Origin of the sequence: Meiothermus sp. (assembly GCF_025060375.1) — a bacterium.
Lineage (GTDB): Bacteria > Deinococcota > Deinococci > Deinococcales > Thermaceae > Meiothermus.
The window spans coordinates 1-20,783 of record NZ_JANXCG010000017.1 but is presented as its reverse complement, the minus strand read 5'-3'; the positions used below and the strand labels follow the sequence as shown (position 1 = coordinate 20,783).

Annotated in this window: 18 protein-coding genes and 1 tRNA gene; 11 read left to right on the top strand and 8 right to left on the bottom strand. The window is 64.6% G+C overall.

Going from position 1 to position 20,783, the window contains the following annotated elements:
• Positions 1-40 precede the first annotated feature (40 nt).
• Positions 41-586: a 5-formyltetrahydrofolate cyclo-ligase gene (locus NZ849_RS02440; RefSeq protein ID WP_295403647.1), complete on the top strand. Its 546-nt coding sequence runs from the start codon at positions 41-43 to the stop codon at positions 584-586.
• On the opposite strand, the gene NZ849_RS02435 is transcribed toward NZ849_RS02440, so the two are convergent.
• The 3 genes from NZ849_RS02435 to NZ849_RS02425 form a co-directional block, all read right to left on the bottom strand.
• Positions 573-1,562 carry a M23 family metallopeptidase gene (locus NZ849_RS02435; protein WP_295403644.1) on the bottom strand — a complete coding sequence of 330 codons (990 nt, stop codon included), beginning with the start codon at positions 1,560-1,562 and terminating at the stop codon, positions 573-575. The two genes, NZ849_RS02440 and NZ849_RS02435, sit on opposite strands and share 14 nt — an antisense overlap.
• 7 nt (positions 1,563-1,569) lie before the next feature.
• Positions 1,570-2,784 (bottom strand): MFS transporter, encoded by a 1,215-nt coding sequence (locus tag NZ849_RS02430; RefSeq protein WP_295403641.1) that lies wholly within the window; start codon positions 2,782-2,784, stop codon positions 1,570-1,572.
• Positions 2,785-2,840: 56 nt separating this feature from the next.
• Positions 2,841-2,915, bottom strand: a tRNA-Lys gene (locus NZ849_RS02425).
• Between the two features lie 284 nt (positions 2,916-3,199).
• Between NZ849_RS02425 and rplS the strand changes: the two genes are divergently transcribed.
• Entirely contained in the window at positions 3,200-3,634 is a 435-nt protein-coding gene (gene rplS / locus NZ849_RS02420) for a 50S ribosomal protein L19 (RefSeq protein ID WP_295403637.1), read from the top strand.
• A 103-nt stretch (positions 3,635-3,737) separates the two neighbouring features.
• Positions 3,738-4,958 (top strand): flavodoxin-dependent (E)-4-hydroxy-3-methylbut-2-enyl-diphosphate synthase, encoded by a 1,221-nt coding sequence (gene ispG, locus NZ849_RS02415; RefSeq protein ID WP_295403634.1) that lies wholly within the window; start codon positions 3,738-3,740, stop codon positions 4,956-4,958.
• Here the strand turns inward: ispG and NZ849_RS02410 are convergent.
• Together NZ849_RS02410 and NZ849_RS02405 are read right to left on the bottom strand one after the other, a co-directional pair.
• Positions 4,955-5,341 (bottom strand): hypothetical protein, encoded by a 387-nt coding sequence (locus tag NZ849_RS02410; RefSeq protein WP_295403631.1) that lies wholly within the window; start codon positions 5,339-5,341, stop codon positions 4,955-4,957. The genes ispG and NZ849_RS02410 overlap by 4 nt on opposite strands.
• Before the next feature lie 52 nt (positions 5,342-5,393).
• Positions 5,394-6,383, bottom strand: coding sequence for a malate dehydrogenase (locus NZ849_RS02405; protein WP_295403628.1), 990 nt, complete (start codon positions 6,381-6,383; stop codon positions 5,394-5,396).
• A gap of 181 nt (positions 6,384-6,564) precedes the next feature.
• On the opposite strand from NZ849_RS02405, the gene NZ849_RS02400 reads away from it, so the two are divergent.
• Together NZ849_RS02400 and NZ849_RS02395 are read left to right on the top strand one after the other, a co-directional pair.
• Positions 6,565-8,622, top strand: coding sequence for a (Fe-S)-binding protein (locus NZ849_RS02400; RefSeq protein ID WP_295403625.1), 2,058 nt, complete (start codon positions 6,565-6,567; stop codon positions 8,620-8,622).
• Positions 8,623-8,856: 234 nt separating this feature from the next.
• A complete protein-coding gene (locus tag NZ849_RS02395; RefSeq protein ID WP_295403621.1) occupies positions 8,857-10,002 on the top strand; it encodes an ABC transporter ATP-binding protein in 1,146 nt (381 codons plus the stop codon).
• 6 nt (positions 10,003-10,008) lie between these two features.
• On the opposite strand, the gene NZ849_RS02390 is transcribed toward NZ849_RS02395, so the two are convergent.
• A complete protein-coding gene (locus tag NZ849_RS02390) occupies positions 10,009-10,950 on the bottom strand; it encodes a carbohydrate kinase family protein (protein WP_295403618.1) in 942 nt (313 codons plus the stop codon).
• 57 nt (positions 10,951-11,007) lie between these two features.
• Between NZ849_RS02390 and udk the strand changes: the two genes are divergently transcribed.
• Genes udk through csaB form a run of 3 tightly spaced genes read left to right on the top strand, consistent with a single transcriptional unit; the run spans position 11,008 to position 14,446 of the window.
• Complete coding sequence (udk, locus tag NZ849_RS02385; RefSeq protein ID WP_295403615.1) at positions 11,008-11,652, top strand: uridine kinase; 645 nt, start codon at positions 11,008-11,010, stop codon at positions 11,650-11,652.
• Between the two features lie 10 nt (positions 11,653-11,662).
• On the top strand, positions 11,663-13,396 hold the full coding sequence (locus NZ849_RS02380; protein WP_295403612.1) for a DUF5693 family protein: 1,734 nt from the start codon (positions 11,663-11,665) through the stop codon (positions 13,394-13,396).
• Between the two features lie 57 nt (positions 13,397-13,453).
• A complete protein-coding gene (gene csaB, locus NZ849_RS02375) occupies positions 13,454-14,446 on the top strand; it encodes a polysaccharide pyruvyl transferase CsaB (protein ID WP_295403609.1) in 993 nt (330 codons plus the stop codon).
• A gap of 3 nt (positions 14,447-14,449) precedes the next feature.
• Here csaB and NZ849_RS02370 read toward each other — a convergent pair whose 3' ends face one another.
• On the bottom strand, positions 14,450-15,520 hold the full coding sequence (locus tag NZ849_RS02370; RefSeq protein WP_295403606.1) for a J domain-containing protein: 1,071 nt from the start codon (positions 15,518-15,520) through the stop codon (positions 14,450-14,452).
• Positions 15,521-15,773: 253 nt separating this feature from the next.
• On the opposite strand from NZ849_RS02370, the gene NZ849_RS02365 reads away from it, so the two are divergent.
• Positions 15,774-16,889, top strand: a complete 1,116-nt coding sequence (locus NZ849_RS02365; RefSeq protein WP_295403603.1) for an aminotransferase class V-fold PLP-dependent enzyme — start codon at positions 15,774-15,776, stop codon at positions 16,887-16,889.
• Here the strand turns inward: NZ849_RS02365 and NZ849_RS02360 are convergent.
• Positions 16,875-17,585 (bottom strand): diguanylate cyclase, encoded by a 711-nt coding sequence (locus NZ849_RS02360; protein ID WP_295403601.1) that lies wholly within the window; start codon positions 17,583-17,585, stop codon positions 16,875-16,877. The two genes, NZ849_RS02365 and NZ849_RS02360, sit on opposite strands and share 15 nt — an antisense overlap.
• A gap of 70 nt (positions 17,586-17,655) precedes the next feature.
• Here NZ849_RS02360 and NZ849_RS02355 point away from each other — a divergent pair, with 70 nt between their 5' ends.
• Both NZ849_RS02355 and NZ849_RS02350 read left to right on the top strand, forming a co-directional pair.
• The gene (locus tag NZ849_RS02355; protein ID WP_295403598.1) at positions 17,656-18,915 is read left to right on the top strand and encodes a replication-associated recombination protein A; all 1,260 of its coding nucleotides are present in this window, start codon (positions 17,656-17,658) and stop codon (positions 18,913-18,915) included.
• Between the two features lie 79 nt (positions 18,916-18,994).
• Complete coding sequence (locus tag NZ849_RS02350) at positions 18,995-20,704, top strand: VanW family protein (protein WP_295403595.1); 1,710 nt, start codon at positions 18,995-18,997, stop codon at positions 20,702-20,704.
• Positions 20,705-20,783 lie beyond the last annotated feature (79 nt).

Below are 20,783 nucleotides of genomic sequence, written 5' to 3'. Positions count from 1 at the left end.
CAATCAGGGGTCCAGTGGTCAGGTATGGAATACTGGGTCCATGACCAAACCCGAGCTGCGCCGCTGGGCTAAGCAAGTGCGGAGCGAGCAGCCCATTCCTGAGCTTTCCCAACGGGTAGCCGAGCACCTAGCCGGTTTCCTGGAAAAGCAGGGGGTTGGGCACATCCTGCTCTACAGCGCCTTTGGCTCCGAACTTGACCCCTCCCCCCTACCGGCCCTCTACCCAGCGCAGTACTACCTGCCCCGGGTGCACGCCCGCGACCTGGAGGTGCACCCGCTGCCCTGCTCCCTGGTGCGCCACCCCTACGGCTTCCTGGAACCTGCCCCAGAGGCCCCCAGGGCCGCACCGGAGAACCTCGAGGCGGTGCTGGTGCCCGGACTGGCCTTTGACCCCTGGGGCAGGCGCCTGGGGTACGGCCAGGGTTTTTACGACCGCTTCCTGGCCCGGCTCCCCCCTCATGTCCTGACCATCGGCCTGACCCCCAGGACCCTCCTGGTCCCCACACTACCCCACGACCCATGGGACGTTCCGGTGGGGTTTCTGGCCACCGAGGCGGGGGTGTGCCCTGCCCTCAGGGCACGCTGAGAAACCAAGGGGCAGGGTCGGTGGGCACCCCCCCCACGCGCAGCTCAAAGTGCAGGTGAGGTCCGCTGGAGAGCCCGGTATTGCCTGAGTAGCCCAGCAGGTCGCCAGCCCTAACCCGCTGACCGGGAGTCACCACTATCCGCGATAGGTGCCAAAAACCGCTGCATACCCCCGAACCATGGTCAAGGACCACCGCCCCGCCCCGGACCGGAAGCCTCTCCGCCAAGCCCACCACCCCAGGGGCTGGGGCGTAGACCGGGGTACCTTCAGGCACCCCGTAGTCCAGCCCCTCGTGGTAGGTGAAGGTCCGGCCCTGGTCGTAGCTACGGCGGGTCCCGAACGGATCGGTGATGCGGTTGGAGGAAACCGGCCTGCGGAAAGGGCCTTGCCACAGCTGGGGCCGGCCGTGGTCGCAAGCCGCGATCACCCGCTCCCGCTCCGCTCTAAGCCGCTCTGGAAGCAGCAAGGCCCTCCGTTCGGGAGGCAGCCAGAGCACAAGGCGACCGAAGCTACCCGCCACCACCCGAAGCTCCAGCCGGAGCCGTCCTCCCTCTAACTCCAGCTCGGCCGGGTAGACCCCGGGGGGCTGCATCGCCGGGATGGGCAACAGGGCCCGATTGTGCTGGATGGGGTGATCCCTGCCGAGGAACCGCACCCACCCGGAAATCTCCACGGGGGCCTCCAACCGTACCACCGCTAGCCGGCCCTGAGGGGTTTCACGGGACCAGGTAAGGGCCCGAAGGGGAGGAGGAGCCGGCTCGAGCCGGCGTAGGGCGGGAACAGCCCCTTCTATCCGCAACACCTGCCCAACGCGAAGCCGCCGCGGGTCCTGGAGGCCGTTAAGCGCCTGCAGGGCCTCCACTGTGGTGCCATAGCGCTGGGCAATCCGAAACAGGGTCTCCCCTGGCTGAACGGTGTGCGTAGCCTGGGCCCAGGCAAAGGAAAGCAGCGGAGAAAGCAGAAAAGCCGCCCACATAAGCCCCCTACCGAACCGAGCGGATTTGGCGAACCAGCAGGGTGCCCAGCACGAAGCACACCGCCGCCAGCAGGAAGAGCACCGTGTAGCCAAGCCCCTCGCTTTGCCGATTGAGGCCATCCAAAACACCCCCAAAAGCACCCGCCAGCACCTGGGGCAGCACGATAGAGGTCTGCCAGAGACCCATATCGGTGGCGTGAGCCTCGGGGCTCGGCAGAACATCTGCCACCAGGGCCCAGTCCACCGCCAGGTAGGCTCCGTACAGCAAACCGAAAAACAACGACAGCACCAACAGGAGGTCAAAGCGCGGCAGGAGCCAAAGGGGCAGCATCAGCACAGCCAGCCCCGCCCCAGCGAGGTAGATGAGCGGCTTGCGCCCCTTCCGGTCGGAGATGCGGCCGGCTGGAACCGCAGCCAGGGCCGCCCCTACCGAGATGAGCAAGCCCAGGAGGGCCACCGCCTGAAAGGCCTCCGTAGCCAGAACCCGGCCAAAGGCATTAAAGCTCTGCACCACATCGGCCAGGTAGTACTGCAAATAGGTCTGCACGCCATACTGGGCCAACATGACCAAAAATCGGGTGAGCCAGACCCAGCGGAAATCGGCGCTGCGCCACGGGGCCATCAGGCTCTGGAGCAAACCCCGGCGCTGCGGCCTTAGGGAAACCTCCCCGATGTAGCGCAGGGTCAGCGCGGCCGTCAGCAGGTTGAGCAGGGCAACAAGCAAAAACTGGAGCTGAAGCTGGGCTAGGAGGAAGCCCGTGACCCCAGCCGCCACCTGTCCGCTTACCTGCAGGGTGCCAAGCCACCCCGAGGCCACCCCCCGTTCCCGGCGAGCGGCCAGGTCAGGGATAAGGGCGGAGTAGGGACCGGTGGCCATGTCGTCGGCGACCTGCAGCAGCAAATAGGCCAACACCAGCTGGAAGTAGCTGGGGGCATAGGCCATCCAGACCAGAGCGGCTGCGGTAAGCACAGCCCCAATTGCCAAAAAGGGCATCCGGCGACCCACCCGGTCGGAGACATAGCCCCACAGGGGAGGCCCGATGAGGGCCATTGCCGCTCCCAAAGCAAACAGAAAGCCCAGGCGGGTAGCCCGTTCTACCTCCGGGACCAGCTCCGCCACCCGCGCGGGAAGCAGAACCAGGAGAATCAAGAACCACTTGAAGCTGCTGGCAAACCAGTAGGAGGACAACACCAGATACCAAGGGGTGGTGTGGGGGCGCATTGCGCTCAGTATATAGGCCCAAAAACAAGCCCCGCCCGAGGGAGGGCAGGGCCTCTTGGTGGACCGCGCAGGATTCGAACCTGCGACCAACCGATTAAAAGTCGGTTGCTCTACCACTGAGCTAGCGGTCCGGAGGCGTGCTGAGAAAAGCGGGCTTCCTCAGCGACCTCAGCGATTATAGGCGAACCTCTGGGGGTTGTCTAGCGTGCCCTCACCAAATCAGCCAATCCCCACCAACCCTTCTGCCCATCACCCGCAACCGCAGTGCACCCCCACGCCCCAAAGGGAAGGCTTTTGACAAGCCCTCTTCTGATTGGTAGAATAATCTGGTTTCGCCCGAGTATCTGCTCGGCGGATACGCCCCAGGGCCCCTTTCCATGAACCAAAAATGGTTCCGCTGGAGCGAGGAGAAAACATGAACCGTGGTGCTTTGCTCAAGGTGGTTGAGGCCAAGTACACCCGCACCGACATCCCAGATTTCAAGCCTGGCGACACTGTGCGGGTCAACTACAAGGTCGTGGAGGGCAACCGCAGCCGGATCCAAGCCTATGAGGGTGTGGTCATCAAAATCAAACGCAACGGCTACAACAGCTCCTTCACGGTGCGCAAAATCTCCTTCAACGAAGGAGTAGAACGGGTCTTCCCCTTCAACTCCCCCCTCATTGAAAGCGTCCAGGTGGTCAGCCGAGGAAAGGTGCGGCGGGCCAAGCTCTACTACCTGCGCGCCCTGCGCGGCAAGGCTGCCCGAATCAAGGGCGACCGCAAGCGGCTCAACCAGGACGCGGAGGCCAAGGCCCAAGCCGCCCGCGAGGCTGCGGAGGTCAAGTCCACCCCTCAGGAACAAGCCTAGTCCCCAAGGTTCTCCCGCGGAGCGGCAAGCCGCTCCGCCTTTTTTTGCGAAAGCTCGAGCCAGCCCACTTTCCAGCTTGCGCGCATATTAGACTGGAAGGGGTATGGTGAAGCGCCGCAAAACCCCCACGGTCTGGGTAGGCAGGGTGCCCATAGGGGGCGACCACCCGGTGGTCGTGCAGTCCATGACCAATACCGACACCGCCGATGTGGAGGCCACGGTGGGGCAGGTCTGGGCCCTGGCTCGAGCGGGCTCTGAAGTGGTGCGCATAACCGTCAACCACGAAGAGGCTGCCCGGGCAGTACCCGACATAAAGCGCAGGCTCCTCGACTTGGGCGTGGAGGTGCCTTTGGTAGGAGATTTCCACTTCAACGGCCACATCCTCCTGCGCAAATACCCCGATATGGCCCAGGCGCTGGACAAGTACCGCATCAACCCAGGCACGGTAGGCCGGGGCAAGCAACAAGACCCCAACTTCCGCACCATGTGCGAGGTGGCCTTAGATTTCGGAAAACCGGTGCGGATTGGCGTAAACTGGGGCTCCCTGGACACAGGTCTTCTGGACGAAATGATGGAGGCCAACGCCAGACTGCCAGAACCCCAGGAAGCCCACCAAGTAACCCTGAAGACCATCGTGGAATCGGCGGTGCGCAGCTACGAGTGGGCCCTGAAGTATGGCCTTAGCGAGGACAAGATCATTCTCTCAGCCAAGGTTTCCCGAGCCCCTGATCTCTGGTGGGTCTACCGGGAGCTGGCCCGGCGCACCCCCGCCCCCCTGCATCTCGGCCTTACCGAAGCGGGCATGGGGGTCAGCGGCATCGTCAACAGCGCCGCCGGCTTGGTGCCCCTGTTGGCCGAGGGCATCGGGGATACCATCCGGGTCTCCATCACCCCTGCCCCCGGCGAGCCCCGCACCAAAGAGGTGGAAGTGGCCCTGGAAATTCTTCAAGCGGTGGGGATCCGGCAGTTCGCCCCAAGCGTAGCGAGCTGTCCCGGCTGCGGCCGCACCACCAGCACCTTCTTTCAAGAACTCGCCCAGCGGGTTTCGAGCCACCTCAGCGCACAGATGCCCCACTGGAGGCGCCTTTACCCTGGCGTGGAGAACCTAAAGGTAGCCGTGATGGGGTGCGTGGTCAACGGCCCCGGGGAGTCCAAGCACGCCGACATCGGCATCTCGCTCCCCGGCACCGGAGAGGCCCCGAGGGCCCCAGTCTACATAGACGGCCGGCTCGCCGCTACCCTGAAGGGCGACCGCATTGCCGAAGAGTTCATCGCAATGGTGGAGGAATACATCCAAAAGCGCTACGGCTCGAGCCCCACCTAAGGCCCAGCACACCCCAGCGCAGCGGTGGGAATGCCCCTCAGGCGCCAAGCGCCCAGGGAAGTTTCGCTGGCCTGGTAGTAGATATGCCCTGCAGCCTCGACCTGGGCCACCTGGAGCGCCGCGCACTGCTCAGGGTTAGCCCAGAGGTCGTAGAGCCGACCGCGCTGGGGTATTTCTTCCAAGCTGAAGCCCTGGCTAAGGGAGACCCATTGGTGAAGCCGCACCTGCACCCGGCACGCCCCACCGCCCAGGGGCCTTAGGGCCACCACCTGGGCGGTGGCGCTGTAGGCGCGAGGCGGGCCGCTCGGTGCTCCCTTGCCCCACCAGGCCTCGCCCATCAGAAAACCTGCGCAAAGCAACCCCAAAAGGGCTCGGCGGAGCATCTACCCTAGGGTAGCATAAGCTCTCGTTGAAGCCCGGAGCGCGGCCCCGGCATTACCCAATCAGCCCAAGCTGCAGCACCGCATCCCGCTCCTCGGCCAACTCCTTGGCGCTGGCGTCCATTCGGGAGCGGCTGAACTCGTTGATCTCCAACCCTTGCACGATTTGGAAGTCGCCGCCCTTACAGATGCAGGGATAGCTGTAGACCAGCCCCTCGGGAATCCCGTAAGAACCGTCGGAGGGCACCGCCATGCTCACCCAGTCGTTCTCAGGCGTTCCTAAGGCCCAGTTCCGCATATGGTCGATGGCCGCGCTGGCCGCGCTGGCCGCTGAGGAGGCCCCTCGAGCCTCGATGATCTCCGCGCCCCTCCGGGCCACCTTGGGAATGTAGGTGTTGACGTACCAGTCGTGGTCCCCCACCAGCTCGTAAGCGTTCCTACCTCCCACCTCGCAGTGGAAGAGGTCGGGGTACTGGGTGAGGGAGTGGTTGCCCCAGACGGTCATCTTCCTAATCTCACCCACCGGCACCCCCAGCCGGGCGGCAAGCTGGGAGATGGCCCGGTTGTGGTCAAGACGGGTCATGGCGTGAATCTGGCGGGGCGAGAGGTTGGGGGCGTTTTTGTAGGTGATGAGGGCGTTGGTGTTGGCCGGATTGCCCACCACCAGCACCTTCACCTGCCGACGGGCCACCTCCGAAAGAGCCCGCCCCTGGGCGGTAAAGATGGCCCCATTGGCCTGCAATAGGTCGGCCCGCTCCATGCCCTGCTTGCGGGGCATAGCTCCCACCAGCAGCGCATAATCGGCATCAGCAAAGGCCACCATGGGGTCGTCGGTGGCCACTATGCCTGCTAAAGTGGGAAAGGCACAGTCCTCCAGCTCCATGATTACCCCATTTAGAGCCTTCATCGCTGGGGGAATCTCCAAAAGCTGGAGGATGACCGGCTGATCCTTGCCCAGCATCTCGCCTGCTGCAATCCGAAAGAGCAGGCTATACCCAATCTGACCTGCCGCACCGGTTACCGCTACACGCACGGGGGATTTCATCACCAAAACTCCTTTCCGGGCTTTTGCCCGTTCATGCCGCTCACGATAATAACGGCTGCCATCCCCCCTGTCGAAGGGCGCAGTTGGGGGTAGGTACACACGGGGGGTGCCTGTCTTGCCAGAAGACGGGGGCACGGATAAACTTGTACCGAGTATAATTTTGTAGCCTAAAAGGGGTTTCATGCTGACGATTCCTGAAAAAGTGCTCTTCCTGCTCCTGGTGCTGGGCTCGGCCTACTTCGGTGGCCAGGCCCTGCTGCGGGTCTACCGGGCCATCCGCCGGGGCCAGCCGGAAGATCGGTTCAACCGGCTACCCGAGCGTCTTGGGAGAGCCCTCTGGCAGACCCTCACCATGCAGACGGTCTTCAAAAAGCGGCCCTGGGTGAGCCTCTTGCACGCCTTTGTGTTCTACGGCTTTGTGTTTTACCTGAGCGTGAACCTGGTGGACGTGCTCGAGGGCCTCTTCCCCTTCAAAGCCCGGGGGGGCTTCTGGAACGGCTACAACCTGGTGGCCGACCTCCTCACAGCCCTGATTTTGGTGGGGATTACTGGCCTCCTAATCCGGCGCTACTCCCCTGCGGGCCGCAAAACCTTTACCTGGAATGAGAAGACTCCCCTGCACGAGCGGGTGCGCCAGGGCATCCCCACCGACAGCGCCATCGTGGGGGGCTTCATTCTCTTTCATGTGGGCAGCCGGCTGCTCCACAAAGCGGCCCAGGCCGCCAACTTGGACTATGGCCCTGACCCCTACCAGCCGGTGGCCAGCCTGGTCTCGGGGCTTTTCCTCTGGGTGGACGTAGACCGGATTGTGATCCTCGAGCACGTTTTCTGGTGGTTTGCCATCGGCTCTATCCTGCTCTTCATCCCCTACTTTGCCCGTTCCAAGCACATCCACCTGTTCCTGGCCCCTTTGAACCTGGCCTTCAAGAAGGAAAAGCCGGGAGCCCTCCTGCCCATCGCCAGGGACTTTGAGGAACTAGAAAAGCTGGAGAAGTTCGGGGTAGCCAAGCTGGAGGACTTCACCTGGCCCCGCCTGCTGGATGCCTACAGTTGCATCATGTGCAACCGGTGCCAGGAGGTCTGCCCGGCCTACACCACCGGCAAGGCCCTCTCCCCGGCGGCCATCCTGATCAGCGAGCGCTACGAGCTGAACCAGATTCTGCCCGACTTCGCCGCAGGTAAGGAGAGTCCGCGTCCCCTGATGGACTTTGCCATGAACGAAGAGTCTATCTGGGCCTGCACCACCTGCAATGCCTGTGTGGAAGTGTGCCCGGTAGGCAACGAGCCCATGCTACACATCCTGGACGTGCGGCGCGAGCGGGTGATGATGCAGGGGGAGTTTCCCGCTCAGCTCAACAATGCCTTCCGGGGCATGGAGCGCAACGGCAACCCCTGGAACCTGGGGGCCGACAAGCGGCTGGCTTGGGCGGAGGGGCTTCCTTTCGAGGTTAAGACCCTCTCGCAAAACCCCGAGGCCGAGGTGCTCTACTGGGTGGGCTGCGCTCCGGCCTACGACCCCCGGGCCCAAAAGACTGCCCGGGCCTTTGCCGAAATCCTGCACGAGGCCGGGGTGAGCTGGGCAGTGCTGGGCAGGGAAGAACGGTGCACCGGGGATGCAGCCCGGCGGGCCGGCAACGAGTTTTTGTTCATGCAGCTGGCCACTGAGAACGTGGCGACGCTCAACGCGGCGATGGAGGCCAGACCCAAGACCATCGTGACCACCTGCCCCCACTGCTTTCATACCCTGGCCAACGAGTACAAGGACTTTGGCGGTGCCTACACCGTCAAGCACCACACCGAGTTTATCGCGGAGCTTATTGGCGCCGGGCGGCTCGAGCTCCTGCCCACGACCGGCGAAGTCACCTACCACGACCCCTGCTACCTGGGCCGGCACAACGGCGTGTTTGACCAGCCCCGTCGGGTCATCCAAGCTACCGGCCTCAAGCTGCAAGAGCCCCCCCGGCACGGCCGGGAGAGCTTCTGCTGTGGGGCGGGCGGAGCCCAATTCTGGAAGGAGGAAGAACCGGGCGAGGAGCGGGTCTCCGCCCACCGCTACCGCGAGCTCAGGGGAACCGGAGCTAAAACCATCGCGGTGGGCTGCCCCTTCTGCATGCAGATGATGAACCTGGAAGCCACCCAGGAGCCCGAAGGCCAGGCCCCCAGGGTGCTCGACATTTCCGAGCTAGTGGTACAAAACCTCAAGCGCAAGCCCATAGGGGCCGGTGAGGCCGCCGATTAGGTGCCCCCGGAGGGCTCTCCTTCGCCTGGGGCCCTGCTGGGGTGCCCAAAAACAATTGCCGTGGGGCCTCCAGATTGGGGAAAATCAGCGAGCGCCGGGCTTTTTACCGCGGTAGGGAGTCGGCGCTTGATGGGTGTAGCTTTTCCCAGTTAAACTGGCGGTGTACCCGTAATCCCCGATGGGCCCGTGCAGCGGTGACTCACAGCGTGGGAGGGGTACTGCCAGGAGGCCGAAATGGCGAAAATTAGGCTGGAACACGTTTACAAACGCTACGGCAACAAGGTCACGGCGGTAAAGGATTTCAACCTCGAGACCGAAGACGGTGAGTTCGTGGTCTTTGTGGGCCCTTCAGGCTGCGGCAAGACCACCACCCTGCGCATGATCGCGGGCCTGGAGGATATCACCGAGGGCAAGCTCTACATCGGCGACCGGCTGGTCAACGACGTACCCCCCAAGGACCGGGACATCGCCATGGTCTTCCAGAACTACGCCCTCTACCCCCACATGAACGTCTACGAGAACATGGCCTTTGGCCTGCGCCTGCGCCGCTACCCCAAGGACGAGATTGACCGCCGGGTGAAGGAAGCAGCCCAGATTCTGAAGATCGAGCACCTCCTAAACCGCAAACCCCGGGAGCTCTCCGGCGGCCAGCGCCAGCGGGTGGCCATGGGCCGGGCCATCGTACGGGAGCCCAAGGTCTTCCTCATGGACGAGCCCCTCTCCAACCTAGACGCCAAGCTCCGGGTGGAGATGCGAGCTGAGATCGCCAAGCTACAGCGCCGCCTGGGGGTAACCACCATCTACGTCACCCACGACCAGGTGGAGGCTATGACCCTGGGCCAGCGCATCGTGGTGATGAAGGACGGGGAAATCCAGCAGGTGGATACCCCCCTCAACCTCTACGACTACCCCGGCAACAAGTTTGTGGCAGGCTTCATCGGCTCCCCCTCCATGAACTTCATCCGCTCCAGGGTGCAGCTAGAAGGCGGCAACGTTTACCTGGCAGGCGAAGGCTTCAAGGTGCGGACCAACGGCGTCCTGGGCACCAGCCTGATGCCCTACAACGGCAAGGAGGTCTGGATGGGCATCCGCCCCGAGCACATCGGCTTGAAAGGCTGGACCTCCATCCCAGAGGGGGAAAACGTGGTGCGGGCTAGGGTAGAGGTGGTGGAGCCGCTGGGGGCCGACACCGAAATTCACGTCGAGATAGGGGGCCATATCCTCACCGCCAAGGTGGACGGCCACGCCATGGTGCGCCCTGGGGACAGCGTAGAGCTGCTCATAGACACCAGCAAGCTGCACGCCTTCGAGGTTGAGGGCCACGAAAAGGCCATCGGCCATGCCATGGCCCAGGACGCCCGCTCCTTGGCCCAGGTTTGAACCGAATCACCCAAAGCGCTCCCACCAGGCGTTGAGGGGTCCCTCGGGGGGGTAGGCTCCCTCTACCGCGCAGGTGATGGCGGCCAGGTGGCAGGAGGCCGCCAGGATGACCGGGAGCTGCGCACCATCCCAGGCCAGGAGCTCGAGCCGAGAGGTCAGCTCCTGTTTTAGGAAGCTGTATATCAACCCAGCGGTGAAGGCATCCCCCGCCCCCACAGTGTCCGCTACCCGCACCCGCACCGCTGGCACCCGGTACACGCGGGTACGGAAGGCGGCCCAGGCCCCCTGCTCCCCCAAAGTCAGCACTGTTATCGGGACCCCCAGCTCCACCAGGCGCTCCAGCAAGCCCTGAGGTTCCGCTCTGGCCAAGGGGAAAAGCTGACGGGCGTCGTCCAGGCTAGCCTTGAGCACCGAGATATAGGGCAGGTAGCGCCTTAGCTGCTCCCAGTAAGCCTCGTCGGGTGGGGTGTGCAGGTTGGGGTCGAAGCTGACCGGGACATCGTGCTCGAGGGCAATCTCCAAAAGCTTCTGGATGCCGGGTATGTTGCGGGGTTGGAAGGAGGATGGCGAACCAAAGTGGAACCACTTGGCGCGGGCCATCGCCGCGCTGTCGGGCTCAAAAAGGCTCGTCCCGTAGCTCCGGTAGAAGCTGTGCCGGGGCTCACCCTGCTCGTCCAGCTCAACCAGGCAAAGGGGTGTGGCAATCCCTGGAACCTCCCGGATAAATCGGGTCTCTACGCGGCGCTCGGCGATGCGGGCCAAGGCCCATCGGCCCAAAAAGTCCTGCCCCACCTCGCCCACAAAACGCGTGGGGACGCCCACCCTGGCCAAGGTGGTAGCGGCGTCGAGGGCCGCTCCTCTCAAGGCGCCAACGTAGTTCAGGGTTGCGTGGTCAATGGGATTGCGGCCCAGCATTTCCACGAAAATCTCCCCGGTTAGAACCACCATAGCCGCCCACACTCTACACCCTAGCAGGGCTCCTACCCAGGGGCGTGGGCGCGGCGTATGATGGGCGCCGTGGGTCGAGCCTTTGTCATCGGCATTGCAGGGGGCAGCGGCAGCGGCAAGACAACCGTAACCGAGGCCATCCTGGAGGCGGTGGGGCCGGAGTTTGTGGCCCTACTGCCCATGGACAACTACTACAAGGCCAACGAACACCTCCCTTTGGAGGAGCGCCGCCGTCTCAGCTACGACCACCCTGAGGCCTTTGACCTCGAGCTCTACCTGGAACACGTAAAGCGGCTCACCCAAGGGCAGGCCGTGAAGGTGCCGGTCTACTCCTTCAGAGAGTACACCCGCACCTTCGAGACCATCTTGGTCCGACCTGCCCCAGTGGTGGTGCTGGAGGGCATTCTGCTGTTCTTTGATGAGCGCCTAAGGGCCGAGATGAACCTCAAGGTCTACGTGGACACCGACCCCGACGTGCGGTTTATAAGGCGCTTACAGCGGGACCTGCAGGAGCGGGGGCGCACCGTAGAAAGCGTAATCCGCCAATACCTAGAACAGGTACGCCCCATGCATCTCTCCTTCGTGGAGCCCTCCAAGCGCTATGCCGATGTGATCATCCCCCACGGGGGACGCAACCAGGAGGCCCTGGCCATGCTTACCGCCCGGGTCAGGAGTCTGCTGAACAACCTACAAGCGTCCTAGGAGGCCCTACGTGAATTGGAAGCTCCCCTTGCGAATCGCTGTGGCCGCCTCAGCATTGCTTTCCTTTCCAGCCCTGCTGCCCCGCATACAGGCCGAGCATCCCGGCCCAGTGGTGCTCATTATGGACGGGGAAGAGGTGGCGGAGCGGGCCAGGGCCCAGGGAAAGGGCTTCTTAGAGCTCATGCAAACCTACCGGGCCCTCGGGGTGGAAGGGGTGGCCCTCTACGAACAGCCCGTGCGAAGCTGGGTGAACCGCGGTATGCTTGTCTACCACCCCTACAACACCCTGCGGTTTCTCTACCCAGAGGCCCCACTCCGGCCAGGCTGGTTCTACTTGGGGGGCCCTAGTGGGTGGCTGACCCAGATAGCTGCCCGCTGGAACATCCCCACCGAACGGGTAGAGTTCGGCGGCCAAAGTTGGCTGGCCACACCGGTCAACGTGGAGTTTTTCCCAGCAGGGTACGACCAGTCCCTGGTCCGGGAGCTGAAGGCCCAGGGCTTTTACCTGGCTGCCCGTCCCCTTGACCACCCCTACCGCCGCTACGACGTGGAGCTGGTACCCCCTGAGGCAGAGGTGGTAATTTTTGCCGGTCTAGATGTGCTGGGATACAAGGCCCATCTGGAAGAGGTGGCCTCGGGCCTGGCGGGAAAGCCCATCGCCTGGATTGAAGGAACCCCCCAACGCGGGTTTACCACCCTGGCCCAGACCTTACCGGTGCGCCGACTCTTTAGCATCCGCCCGGAGTGGCAGGACCGGCTGACCCCCGCCGAGACCGCAGACAAATTCGTGCTGGCGGCCCGGGAGCGAGGGCACCAACTCCTTTACCTACGCCCCTACCGGGAGCCCGAGGACACCGAGGCCTTTCTGCGCATCCTCAGGCACGACCTCGAGCGATCCCACATCCCCCTTGGCGAGCCTCGGGGGCGCGAATTTACCCCCTGGCCTCTGCGCCATCTAGCCTGGATAGGGGTGCTTTCAGGACTGGGGTTGCTGGCGCTGGGCCTACCCCAACCTCTGGGCCTACCGGCAGTGGGGTTTTTGGTGCTGCTGGCCCTAGGGGTAGCCCAGGAGGAGGCCGGGCCCCTGCTGGCGGCTATGGTCTTCCCTGCCCTGGGCTTCCTAGAACGCCTGCCGGGGCTCAGATTGTGGCTCTCTGGGGTGCTCTATTCTCTCGCTGGCGCGGTGTTCCTAACTGCCCTGGGCAGCACCCCCGAAAGCGTGCTGGGCCTGGAGCCGTTCCGCGGGGTTTCCCTCACCCTACTGGTACCCCCCCTGCTGGTGGGCCTCTCCTTCCTGCCCAGAGCCTACAAACCTGCCCTCACCGCCCTGTACAACCACCCCTTGCGGTTGGGCGAGGTGGGGCTGGCCCTGGTAGGGCTGGCCCTGGTAGGGCTGGCAGTGCTTCGCCGCGGAAACGAAGCCGCCCCCAGCCTAGTGCCGGAGTGGGAACTCCAGCTCAGAGCCCTTCTGCAGGACGTAATGGTGCGGCCCCGCTTCAAGGAAATCTTCGCCCACGCCCTGGCCCCGGTGGCCCTCCTTCTGCCCTGGCCCAACTGGTTTAGGAACGCCCTCCTGGTCCTGGTGGCCGTGGGCATGGGCTCTATCCTAAATACCTTCTCCCACTACCACACCCCCCTCAGCATCTCCTTCTTTCGGGTGCTCAATGGCATCCTGATTGGTCTGGCCTTGGGCCTGGCAGGGGTCTGGCTGGTCCAGCGGCTACGCCAATGGTGGTTCAGATAAGGGCAGAGCACGGCCAGGCGTGCCAAGATATAGCATTGCATTGTCCGGAGGGTTGCCATGCGCGTGGGGGTGAGCGGCTACTACGGGTTTAGAAACGCAGGTGACGAGGCCATTCTGGAGGCCATTGTGCAGGAGGTAAGGGCCCGTGGGCATGAACCGTTGGTGCTCTCCGGCAACCCCCGTGAGACCGCGGCCCGCTATGGGGTAGAAGCGGTAAGGCGCGCCCATCCCCTCGAGCTCTGGCGCTCCTTTGGCCGCATAGACCTGCTCCTCTCGGGTGGAGGAGGGCTCTTGCAGGACAAAACCTCACGCGCAAGCCTTTGGTACTACCTCACGGTTATCCAGCTGGCCCAACGGCGGGGCAAACCCGTTTTCGTCTTTAATCAGTCCCTGGGTCCGCTGAGCCCTTGGGGCGAGCGGCGGGTGCGGCGGGCGTTGAGGGGTGTACCCTGCCTCTTCCGGGATGGGGACTCCCTGGCTTACGCCCGTCGGTTAGGGCTGGAGGCTCAGCTGGGGGCCGACCCAGCCTTGCTCCTTTCCCCACCCCCCGTGGAGCGCGAGCCCAACATGGTGGTGCTGGTCCCCAAATACGGCACCGAGGCGGCCAACGCCAGCCTGCACAAACTAGCCGACCGGCTGCAGGGGGAGGGCTACGAGGTGGTGATCCTGGCGCTGCAGCCAGGCTTTGATGAACCGGTGCTAGAACGGTTCAAAAGCTTTACCCGGGAGCTGGCCTGGGACCCCCGCCGGGTGAGCTACCTGCTGGCTCAGGCCGGGTACGTTGTCTCGGTGCGGCTTCACGGAGCTATCCTAGCCGCTGCTGCCCACACCCCCTTCGCGGCCATTGCATACGACCCCAAGGTAGCCGGGTTCTGCCGCGATGCGGGCGCGGTCTTCGTGGAGCCACCGGGGAACCCAGAGGTCTTGGCCAACGCAGTGCTCACCTGCCAGCAACCAAACTGGAAGGCCATAGAAGAGATGAAGGTCCGCGCCCGGTCCAGCTTTGACCAGGTACTAAAGAGCCACCGCGGGCGGGTGAGGAGCCCCTGAGATCTACGGGCCTTTGAACACCCGCTTTACCTTCTCCCAAAACCCCTCTGGGGCCACCTCCTCTCCTACCTCCTGGGCGTACTGGCGCAAGAGGTCGCGGGCTCTTTTGGACAGGTTGCGGGGCACCTCAATCCGGGTCACCACCTGCAGTCTGCCCCGCCCACGGCCTCCGGGGCGGGGCAGGCCGTAGCCCTCCAGCTCAAAAACCTCTCCATCCCCCGTACCTGGGGGCACCTCAAAGGCCACCTCCCCCTCTAGACCAGGTACCTGCACCCGAGCCCCCAGCGCTGCTTGGGCCAGACCCAGCCTAAGCTCATAGACCAGGTTGGCCCCTTGGCGCACCAGGTGGGGGTGTGGGCGGATCTCCGGGCGCACAAAGAGGTCCCCCGGCCCCCCCGGACCAATGTTGCCGTAACCCGAAACCCTGAGGAGCTGGTTCTCCTCTATGCCTGCTGGAATGGTAACCCGTATGCGCTCCTTGCGGCTCACCCGGCCCCGGCCCCGACACGCGGCACAGCTTTCTCTCAGAATGTATCCACGCCCACGGCAACTCCCGCAGGGCACTTGGGCTACCATGCTCCCAAAGAAGGTATGCTGTACCTGCTCTAAGGTCCCCCGTCCCCCGCAGCTCCGGCAGACCTCACGCCGACCCCCCTGGCCCCCACAGGCCTCACAGGGCACCAGCCGGTCGTACTCCAGCTCCTTCTCGCCGTCGCGGAGCAGGTCGGAAAGCTCGAGCTCGAGGCGCACCTCGAGGTCCTCACCCCGCGGGGCCCGTCCCCCCCCGGGGGAACGAAAGCCGAACACCTGCTCAAAGAGGTCAAAGAGGTCTCCCACACCTCCCATCCCTCCTCCAGCCGGTGCGACCGTGCCGTGGCGGTCGTACTGGGCCCGCTTCCCCGGGTCAGACAGCACCGCATAGGCCTCGTTGATCTGCTTGAACTTCTCCTCTGCCTCCTTGTCGCCCGGGTTTTTGTCGGGGTGGTACCTTAGGGCCAGCCTGCGGTAGGCCCGCTTGATCTCCTCCGGGCTGGCATCCCTTGAAACCCCCAGTATTGCGTAGTAATCGTTCATCGAAGTTTAGTCTAGCAGGCTTAGGTATTTTTCATGTGGTACTGGGCACTTAGCCCCTTTTTGACAAACCCCAAAGCCCCAGGTATATTCGGAGCAGAGGTGCCTCCCTATCCAAACCAGGCTGGAAGGGGGTACACAAGGAAAGCGATGAACGGCCACCCCGCTCGAGCTACCCGCTGACGGCGCTCTTCCCCCAGGGAAGAGGCCGTGCGAGTTTGCTCGGCGGGGTACCCTCTTTTTGGAGGAAACGAGCATGGTGCTTCTAACCCCTGGCCCCACCCCCATCCACCCCCGGGTCCAAGCTGCACTTGGCAAGGAGATGCGCGGCCACCTCGACCCCGAGGTGCTCGCCATCAACCGACGCATCCGCAACTACCTGAATCATCTATTCGATCCGGGCGAGGGGGCTTTGCTGGCTGCGCTGCCCGGTTCGGGAAGTCTGGGCATGGAGGCTGGTCTGACCAACCTGGCCGATGAAGGGGACCCTGTCCTCCTGCTGGTAAGCGGCACCTTTGGCGAGCGAATGGTAGAGATCGCCCACGCCTACCGGTTGGACTACCGGGTGCTGCGCTCCGAACCAGGCCATCCCATTGACCCTCAGGCGGTCGCTCAGGAGCTCAAGCGCCGCCCCTACAAACTGGTGGCCCTGGTGCACGGCGAGACCAGCACCGGCGTGCTAAACCCGGTGGAGGCCATCGCACCCCTGGTGCAGGAACACGGAGCTCTCTTCATGCTGGACGCGGTGACCACCGCCGGAATGATGCCCCTCTCCATGCAACAGCTAGGCGTAGACTACGCCTTTACCGGCAGCCAGAAGTGCCTCTCGGCCCCACCCGGCCTAGCCCCCTTCGCCCTCTCCGAGCGAGGACGGGAATGCTTGGGTCAGGTGCGGGGGTGGTACTCCGACCTCTCCCGGGTAGCGGTCTACTGGGAGCAGGAAGGGTACTTCTGCACCTCTCCGGTGCTGCTGCACTACGCCCTGGAAGAAGCCCTGCGGCTAGCCCTGGAAGAGGGCTTGGGGAACCGGCAAAAGCGGGCTCAGCAGATGTACACTGCGGTGCTCTCGCTCCTGGAGGAGCTGGGCTTCAGCGCCTACGCAGCCCCCGAGGCCCGCTTACCCACCGTACTGGTGGTGCGCCCCCCCAAGGGGCTCAACGAGGCCGAAATTCGCAAAGGGCTCTACGCCAGGGGGGTTTCCGTAGCTGGCGGCATTGGCCCTACTGCCGGCAAGGTGCTGCGGCTGGGCTTGATGGGCGAAAGCGCCCGCCCCGAGCACTACCGGGTTTTCTTCCGTGCGCTGGGGGAGGTGCTGGGGCTGAGCGGCTTGGAGAGGGCTTTCGAGGAGAGGCTGGGGTTAGTGATGGGTTAGGTAGTAGTGGGCCAGCTCCCCCTCGAGCTGCCTCAAGGCTTGCCCAAGGGCGCCCTGGAGAGGCAAAACGGCGTAGGCCCTTATCGCCAGGTTCTGCCGGATGCGGCGGAAGACTACCTGAGCCCCCTCCGGACCGCTCCCCTGCAGGACCACCAGGAAGTGCCCTGGTTTTAGTTCAAAGACCAGGTCCGGCTTGCGCAAAAACCCCAAAAGGGCAGCCCCCGGCTGGTCGGGATGCGTGTGGAGCAAGAGGAGCGTCACCGGCCGTACCCTCGAGAGGGCCTCGAGGCCCGGAGCCAAGGCCTGCAGAGCGCTCTGGGGCAACACCCCCTCGCCCTGCACCGACATCAAGCCAGAACCCTCACCCCTCAGAAGGACGAAAAGGGCAGCGAGAAAAAGGGCGGGAGCAGCCAGGCCGGCCACCGAAGCTGTCACCACCAGGCCATCGGGCAGCTGGGCCAGCTCGTCGCTGGCGAGAAGCGCCCCCTGAACGGCTACGCTGGAGATTCCCAGAACCCAAAAAAAGCGCACCCTGGAGCTTAGGGGAGCCCGCGCGTAAAGGCTGGCCGTAGCGGCCAGTATAAGGGCCGCCAGGAGGAACAGCACGCCGGGGTAGAGGTTCTCCTGTCGGGGGAAAAACCAAAGGGGGAGCAGGCCCAGCAGCGTAAGCGCCCAGGGAAAAAGCGACAACCCCATACCCAACAGCATACGGTTGAACCCCCGGGGTACCGCCAGGGATGGGCCCGCACCCTGGTACAATCTCGGCGTGGGCGTACCTCTAGCCGAGCGCCTACGACCCCGCAGCCTGGACGAGGTGGTGGGCCAGGAGCACCTCACCGGGCCGGGAAAGCCCCTGCGGAGGATGGTGGAAACCCAGCGCCCTTCCTCCCTCATCCTCTGGGGCCCTCCCGGCAGTGGCAAGACCACCCTGGCCCAGCTGCTGGCCCAGGGGGTAGGACGGACTGCCCTGACCCTCTCGGCGGTGGAGGCTGGGGTCCGGGAAATCCGTGAAGCCGTGGCCTTGGCCCAGCGTCAAGGGGGTCTGCTCCTCTTTCTGGACGAGATACACCGCCTAAACAAGCCCCAGCAGGACGCCCTCCTGCCCCACCTGGAGTCGGGGCTTCTGACCCTGGTTGGGGCCACCACCGAGAACCCTTCCTTTGAGCTCAGCCCGGCCCTGCGATCGCGCGCTCGGGTGTACCTGCTCAACCCCCTGAGCGAGGCAACGCTGTACCGCTTGCTGGAGCGGGCCTTGGCTCACCCCAAGGGCCTCCGGGCAGAGGCCAGCCCCGAGGCCCTCCAACTCATCGCGCAAGCCTCCTCGGGGGACGCACGACGGGCTCTTTCGGCCCTCGAGCTAGCCGCCAGCCTAGGAAACGGGAAAATCACCCTGGAGCACGCAAAGGAGGCCCTGGGGCGCGGACCTTTGGCCTTCGACAGGAGAGGGGACAACTTCTACGACCTCATCTCGGCCCTGCATAAGGCTGTGCGGGGCAGCCACGTGGACGCAGCGCTGTACTACCTAGCCCGGATGCTCACCGCAGGCGCCGACCCGCTCTACCTGGTTCGCCGCCTGGTGCGCATTGCGGTGGAGGACGTTGGGCTGGCCGACCCCCTGGCCCTGCGGCTGGCGGTAGCGGCCAAAGAGGCCTACGAACTGCTGGGCAGCCCCGAAGGGGAGCTGGCCCTGGCTGAGCTGGTGGTCTACCTAGCCCTGGCCCCTAAGTCCAACAGCGTCTACGTGGCCTGGGAAAAAGCCCAGCAAGCCGCTGAGCGCTATCCGGACTCACCTGTCCCCCTCAACCTGCGCAACGCCCCTACCGCCCTGATGAAGGCCTTGGGCCACGGCCACGGCTACGCCTACTACCACGACGACCCTGAGGGCAGCTTTGCCCAGCCCTACCTACCCCAAGGGCTAGAGGACCTGACCCTCTACGAGGCCTGTGGGGAGGGCTGGGAGGAGCGGGTGCGGGAACGTCTTAGGTCTCTGCGGATGCGCTTCAAGGCCCCCTCCTCCAGGTCCTAGCGCCGCCCAGCTCAAGGCTTAATGGGGTCCGGAGGCTTGCCTCACATGCTCCACGGAGCAAGCCGCTATACTCAGCCTGATGAGGCGGGTTTGGTTGCTGGGCACCGCAGGATTCACAGGGCTGGTGCTGGGTTGGGCCCTCCTCGAATACCATTACCAGCAGCGAATATACCCAGGGGTAGTGGCCGCGGGGGTGCGGGTAGGAGGGCTGACCGTGGAAGAGGCCACCGCCCGCATCGCTGCTGCCGGGGAGCACCAGGCCCCACCCCGGCTCACCCTCAAGGCGGGGGATCAAAGCCAGGAGGTGTCCGCAACGGAGCTGGGCTGGAAACCCGACCCCAGGGCCACCGCGGAGCGGGCCTTCGCGGTGGGCCGCGGTCGCCTAGCCGAGCGGGTGGCCGCTCTCAGGGGGCAGGTAGAGGTTCCGCTGGTGGCCCACCTAGACGCCAAGGCCGTAGCGGAGCGCCTAAAGGTCATCGCAAGGCGCCTAGAGCGTCCCCCCAAGGACGCCCGGGTGGTCTACCGAAAGGGCCGCTACCAGGTGCTTCCCGAGGAAAGCGGCTTCCAGCTGGACATCCAAGCGGCGCTGGAAACCTACCTGCGCCACCCCGAGCTGAGGACCCTAGAGTTCTTTCCCCGCCCCGTCGCCCCTCGCATCACTGCGGGGATGCTCGAGGGCGTAGCTGCTCGAGCCAACGAACTCCTCCGTCCGATTGTCCTGGTCTACGAGGAGCCTGGCGGAAGGGTCCACCGCCATACCCTAGGGGTCGATGAGGTGGCAGCCCTGCTCCAGGTAGGGGAAGAGCTCCGGGTTAACAGGAAGGGGCTGAGCCGCCTGCTGGCGCAGTTTGCCGCCCGCCACGACCGCCTGCCCGAGGACGCCCGCTACGTGGTGGGGCCAGGGGGCCGGCTGGAGGTGCGCCCGGAAAAGGACGGCTTCAAGCTCAACCAGGCCGAAAGCCTAAGGCGTCTGGAGGTCCAGCTCCTGCGACCTGACCTGAGCGAGTTCCGCCTACCGGCGGTGCCCAAGCGGGCTCGGGTGCGGGCCGCCGACCTGCCCCGTCCCGAGGAACTGCAGCTCCTAGCCGAGGCCACCACCACCTACGCGGGCTCGAGCCCTGAGCGCATTGCCAATGTCCACGCCGCCGCGCGCAACCTGGACGGCTACGTTGTTCCGCCGGGGGGAATTTTTGACTTCAACCAGGCGGTGGGCTCCATTACCCCCGAAAACGGCTTCAAAGAGGCGCTGGTTATCTCCGGTGGGCGGACCGTAAAAGGGGTTGGGGGTGGGGTCTGCCAGGTCTCCACCACCGCCTTCCGGGCCCTCTATCAAGCCGGGCTGCCCATCATTGAGCGCAACCCACACGCCTACCGGGTGCGCTGGTACGACCCCATCGTGGGCTACGACGCGGCGGTCTACCAGCCCTACCTGAATCTACGGGCCCGGAACGACACCCCAGGCCCAATGGTGGTGCGCACAGCCTATACCCGCTCGAGCCTGACCGTGCGGTTGTACGGCATCCCCGACGGGCGGAAGGTTACCGTCTCTCCCCCGGTCATCCTCTCCCGCACCCCTCACCCGCCCCCTCAATACATTGAGGACCCCAGCCTGCGCCCCGGCGAGGTGAAGCAGGTAGACTGGGCAGTGGACGGATTCCGCACCCGCATTACGCGCACCATCACGCGCCCCGACGGCAGCGTGGAGGTTCACGAGCTCCACTCCAACTTCCGCCCCTGGCGGGCAGTCTATCTAGTGGGCCCAAAGGTGCCGGAAGCAGCTGCTGACTGAGCAACCCCCCGTCTGGCTGGCCAGATGCCCAGCAACCCCTCGCGGCCCAGCTCTTCGACCGAGCGGAGGGCACCTGCGG

What these genes read in the sequence shown, in the direction of transcription:
- NZ849_RS02440 (WP_295403647.1), top strand. Translation starts at nt 41, where the DNA reads ATGACCAAACCCGAGCTGCGCCGCTGGGCTAAGCAAGTGCGGAGCGAG.
- NZ849_RS02435 (WP_295403644.1), bottom strand. Translation starts at nt 1,562, where the DNA reads ATGTGGGCGGCTTTTCTGCTTTCTCCGCTGCTTTCCTTTGCCTGGGCC.
- NZ849_RS02430 (WP_295403641.1), bottom strand. Translation starts at nt 2,784, where the DNA reads ATGCGCCCCCACACCACCCCTTGGTATCTGGTGTTGTCCTCCTACTGG.
- rplS (WP_295403637.1), top strand. Translation starts at nt 3,200, where the DNA reads ATGAACCGTGGTGCTTTGCTCAAGGTGGTTGAGGCCAAGTACACCCGC.
- ispG (WP_295403634.1), top strand. Translation starts at nt 3,738, where the DNA reads ATGGTGAAGCGCCGCAAAACCCCCACGGTCTGGGTAGGCAGGGTGCCC.
- NZ849_RS02410 (WP_295403631.1), bottom strand. Translation starts at nt 5,341, where the DNA reads ATGCTCCGCCGAGCCCTTTTGGGGTTGCTTTGCGCAGGTTTTCTGATG.
- NZ849_RS02405 (WP_295403628.1), bottom strand. Translation starts at nt 6,383, where the DNA reads ATGAAATCCCCCGTGCGTGTAGCGGTAACCGGTGCGGCAGGTCAGATT.
- NZ849_RS02400 (WP_295403625.1), top strand. Translation starts at nt 6,565, where the DNA reads ATGCTGACGATTCCTGAAAAAGTGCTCTTCCTGCTCCTGGTGCTGGGC.
- NZ849_RS02395 (WP_295403621.1), top strand. Translation starts at nt 8,857, where the DNA reads ATGGCGAAAATTAGGCTGGAACACGTTTACAAACGCTACGGCAACAAG.
- NZ849_RS02390 (WP_295403618.1), bottom strand. Translation starts at nt 10,950, where the DNA reads ATGGTGGTTCTAACCGGGGAGATTTTCGTGGAAATGCTGGGCCGCAAT.
- udk (WP_295403615.1), top strand. Translation starts at nt 11,008, where the DNA reads ATGATGGGCGCCGTGGGTCGAGCCTTTGTCATCGGCATTGCAGGGGGC.
- csaB (WP_295403609.1), top strand. Translation starts at nt 13,454, where the DNA reads ATGCGCGTGGGGGTGAGCGGCTACTACGGGTTTAGAAACGCAGGTGAC.
- NZ849_RS02370 (WP_295403606.1), bottom strand. Translation starts at nt 15,520, where the DNA reads ATGAACGATTACTACGCAATACTGGGGGTTTCAAGGGATGCCAGCCCG.
- NZ849_RS02365 (WP_295403603.1), top strand. Translation starts at nt 15,774, where the DNA reads ATGGTGCTTCTAACCCCTGGCCCCACCCCCATCCACCCCCGGGTCCAA.
- NZ849_RS02360 (WP_295403601.1), bottom strand. Translation starts at nt 17,585, where the DNA reads ATGGGGTTGTCGCTTTTTCCCTGGGCGCTTACGCTGCTGGGCCTGCTC.
- NZ849_RS02350 (WP_295403595.1), top strand. Translation starts at nt 18,995, where the DNA reads ATGAGGCGGGTTTGGTTGCTGGGCACCGCAGGATTCACAGGGCTGGTG.